Annotated in this window: 5 protein-coding genes; all 5 read left to right on the top strand. The window is 38.6% G+C overall.

All coding sequences use genetic code 11. The annotated features are described in order from the left end of the window. Positions 1-404: 404 nt before the first annotated feature. Positions 405-647 (top strand): regulatory protein SipA, encoded by a 243-nt coding sequence (gene sipA / locus IQ228_RS23090; RefSeq protein ID WP_027404224.1) that lies wholly within the window; start codon positions 405-407, stop codon positions 645-647. Between the two features lie 56 nt (positions 648-703). After that, positions 704-1261: a peroxiredoxin gene (locus IQ228_RS23085; RefSeq protein WP_027404223.1), complete on the top strand. Its 558-nt coding sequence runs from the start codon at positions 704-706 to the stop codon at positions 1259-1261. Between the two features lie 511 nt (positions 1262-1772). After that, on the top strand, positions 1773-2642 hold the full coding sequence (locus IQ228_RS23080; protein ID WP_027404222.1) for a polyphosphate kinase 2 family protein: 870 nt from the start codon (positions 1773-1775) through the stop codon (positions 2640-2642). A 175-nt stretch (positions 2643-2817) separates the two neighbouring features. After that, positions 2818-3411 (top strand): chemotaxis protein CheB, encoded by a 594-nt coding sequence (locus tag IQ228_RS23075; RefSeq protein WP_228044034.1) that lies wholly within the window; start codon positions 2818-2820, stop codon positions 3409-3411. Between the two features lie 197 nt (positions 3412-3608). Continuing rightward, positions 3609-3759, top strand: a 151-nt coding sequence (locus IQ228_RS23070) for a hypothetical protein (protein WP_193964562.1), incomplete at its 3' end; no start/stop codon positions are given.

Below are 3759 nucleotides of genomic sequence, written 5' to 3'. Positions count from 1 at the left end.
CTCCTTTGCACCCCTCCCTGACCCTCCCCTACAAGGGAGGGAAAAGGAGCAGCTTTTATAATTGGAGAGGCTTTGAACTTGTTCTTTGTATGATAAAAAAGTCCAGCTTCTAGCCGTTTTGAGTATATATAACAAAGTTGCCCACGATAAGTAGTGAGACAGAATTAATTACACAAGATTATTGCGTAAGCGTTGCGTGGCGTTAGCCATAGGGAACGAAGTGAAATGAAGCAATCGCCAGGGTTGTGATTGCTTCCCTTCCCTCGCAATGACTGTAAATATTTTCGTCCAATTACTTACCGGGGTAGGCACTGGGGCGCTACCCCTACACCTACATTAAATCTAAATCTTTTATATAATTAATTTTGCCTGCCTACTTATTCAAAACTACAAACCATTGCAAAATGTCTTCAGAATTCCCAATTGGTAGTAAAGTCCGTGTGGTATCATTGCCACCATACCTGAAAACGGCTGAACCAATGCCTATGTTACGTCCCCCTGAAGTAATTCGTATTGGCGAGGAAGGTATAGTTCTTGACCATCGTCCTGGTGGTTATTGGGGTGTCCGCTTTACTAGAGGTGCTTTTCTCATAGATAGCCAACACATTGAAAGTATCGAAAACCTGTCCGAACCGCAATCAGATTGAAGATAGAGAACAACAAGAATGTAAACTTATATTAAGTTATTCTTTTGGTTGAGAAAATGGGTTCCCGTCGCACTTTTATTAGCATTTTATTTGCTTCTTGTTTGGCTGTTATTAGTTGGTTTAATTTTACCCCTCCTGCTCAAGCTTTAGGTGGTAAATTACCCACAATTAATCAACCTGCACCTGAATTTACTTTACCAACTAATACAGGCAATGGTAAAGTCTCTCTGGCTGATTTTCGGGGTAGGTGGGTGGTTCTTTATTTCTACCCCAAAGATTTTACCTCTGGTTGTACTATTGAAGCCCGACGTTTTCAGCAAGATTTACCTAAATATATTCAGAAAAATACTGAGATTATTGGTATCAGTGCTGATGATGTTGATTCTCATGCAGAATTTTGTGACTCGGAGGGGTTAAAATTTCCTTTGTTAGCTGATATTAAGGGTGAAGTTAGTAAGGCTTATGGTTCTTGGATAGGTGTTGTCTCTATGCGCCATAGTTTTATTATTGATCCTCAAGGGATATTACGCACAACTTTTGTGAAGGTTAATCCTAGTATTCACAGTATGCAAGTTCTGGAAATGTTGAACAAGTTGCAATCTTCTGTTTCTTAGAAAGGTGGCGATTAGAAAGGCGGCGATTAGAAAGACGGCGATTAGAAAGATGCCTCCGGCACGCTTCGCGGACGCGGCTACACAAACAAAGTCCACCTTCGTGGACTAAGGGACTTCCAATTAAAAAAATACCCAAAAATTTCTTGTGGTGCGGGCATCTTGCCCGCTAACCATCAAGGACGGGCAGGATGCCCATCCCACAAAATTGGGTAATTTATTTTTTGGTGTTCCCTAAGTAGGTGGGCGGAGGAAAATCAAAATATATTTCGTTTTTTGAAATGGCTAAAAATCAACGACAATAACCCATCGAGGTGAATTTACATATCGTTACACATTTTGGTTATTTCACGTCCACCTACTTAATAAGTAGTGAGACAGAATTAATTAAGTAGGTGAACACAATAAAACCAAACTGTGTAAAGAAACGTAAAATCGCCCAAACCCTCTTCACTCTTGCCTCTTGCCTTGCCATAACGACAATTTTCAACGCCAACCTACTTAATTTTTTGATATGAATCATGATCCTTATATTGTTAAACCAGGTGATCAAATTTCTTTGATCAAGGACTATAATCCAGGTTATAGATGCGAGTTTCACCCAAAAACTGATGCGATTAAAAAATTAAAAACAGGTGTTTTACAACTAGCTAAATATCAAGATGTTCTCTATGCCCAAAATAGTTATTCTTTGTTAATTATTTTTCAAGCTATGGATGCTGCTGGTAAGGATAGCACCATTAAGCACGTGATGTCGGGGGTGAATCCCCAAGGGTGCCAGGTATTTAGTTTTAAATCTCCTAGTGAGGAAGAATTAGATCATGATTATTTATGGCGTTCGATGAAGTCTCTCCCGGAAAGGGGTAGAATTGGCATTTTTAATCGTTCATATTACGAGGAATTACTTATAGTTCGTGTCCATCCAGAAATTCTTAAAAAACAACAATTACCCAAGTTTCCTCAAGGTAATCAGATATGGAAACAGCGATTTGAGGAAATTAATAATTTTGAAAAATACTTGGTTAATAATGGGGTAATTGTGCTGAAGTTTTTTCTAAATGTCTCAAAATCGGTGCAAAGAAAGCGGTTTTTAGCACGGATTGATTCACCGGAAAAACATTGGAAATTTTCTGCTAGTGATATCCGAGAAAGGGCTTTTTGGGATGATTATATGGATGCTTATGAGCAAGTTTTTAACAATACAAGTACAGAATTAGCTCCTTGGTATATTGTTCCTGCTGATCGGAAATGGTTTACACGGTTGGTGGTAGCAGATATTATTTGCACAAAGTTACAGGAGTTAAATTTGCAATATCCTGAAATTAGTGAGGAAAATAAAAAGCAATTACAGGAAGCTAAAAAAAATCTGGAAGCAGAAAATTAGCTTTGTCAGTGAAATGTGAACAAAAAGATCCCCGACTTCTTTAAGAAGTCGGGGATCTAAGCATTTATATGTTTACAAATTAGCTATGATTGATTCATAGGTCTGTAGGTACAGGGAATGAGTTGAAAATTTAGATATCTTAGAGTTGGGAAAGATGATAATTTTCAGGATAAATATGCCAAATCTTCCTAACTTTGATATTGTGGCTTTAGCGGCTTCGGCTGGTGGATTAACGGCATTAATTGAGGTGCTTTCAAATTTACCTGCAAATTTCCGAGCAGCAATTGTTGTGGTTCAACATTTAGATCCTCGTCATCCATCCCTGATGGCAGAAATTCTCAGTCGTCGGACTCCACTGAAAGTAGTTCAGGCACAGCAAGGAGATGAACTCACTTCAGGGACTGTTTATATTGCTCCTCCGAATAACCACTTGTTGGTGAATAGTGATGGTACAGCTTCTTTGTCTCAGTCGGAAATGGTGCATTTTCTCCGTCCTTCGGCGGATTTGTTGTTTGAATCCGTGGCAGCAAGTTATAAAGAAAGAGCGATCGCTGTTGTCCTTACAGGAACTGGTAGTGATGGCGCAATGGGTGTGGAAGCAGTCAAAAAAATGGGTGGGACGGTAATTGTCCAGGATGACAAAAGTGCTGAATTTCCGGGAATGCCATCTTCAGCAATTAAGACAGGGAATGTAGATTTTATCCTGCCTTTAACAGAAATTTCCTCAGCTTTGATAACTTTGGTTATGTCTTATGCTACTTCATCATAATTTCCATGCTGTTCTGCCATAACATATTACAAATTTATGTTGTTATCGGAGGCTTGCTATGTATAACAATAGTTTTGCAAGTTCAATATTCTCGATTCTTCGGTACTGGTTATGCTCAACCGATAAGTTGAGAAAAGGGAATAGGGAACAGGGGAAGTTTATCATTTATAATTATCTATGATGTGTATCTATTGCTTATGAATGCTCCACACAAGGATCTGGATTTTGAAAATCTCCTAGAATATTTGAAAATCAATCGAGGGTTTGATTTCAGCGGTTATAAACGTTCAACTTTAATGCGTCGTGTTATTAAAGAGATGGAGACTTTAAATATAGATAGCTTTGTGA

Origin of the sequence: Dolichospermum sp. LEGE 00246 (assembly GCF_015207865.1) — a bacterium.
Classification (GTDB): Bacteria; Cyanobacteriota; Cyanobacteriia; order Cyanobacteriales; family Nostocaceae; genus Dolichospermum; species Dolichospermum heterosporum.
This window is presented reverse-complemented; position numbering and strand designations above follow the sequence as displayed.

Coding starts and splice junctions, on each gene's coding strand:
- sipA (WP_027404224.1), top strand. CDS start 405: ATGTCTTCAGAATTCCCAATTGGTAGTAAAGTCCGTGTGGTATCATTG.
- IQ228_RS23085 (WP_027404223.1), top strand. CDS start 704: ATGGGTTCCCGTCGCACTTTTATTAGCATTTTATTTGCTTCTTGTTTG.
- IQ228_RS23080 (WP_027404222.1), top strand. CDS start 1,773: ATGAATCATGATCCTTATATTGTTAAACCAGGTGATCAAATTTCTTTG.
- IQ228_RS23075 (WP_228044034.1), top strand. CDS start 2,818: ATGCCAAATCTTCCTAACTTTGATATTGTGGCTTTAGCGGCTTCGGCT.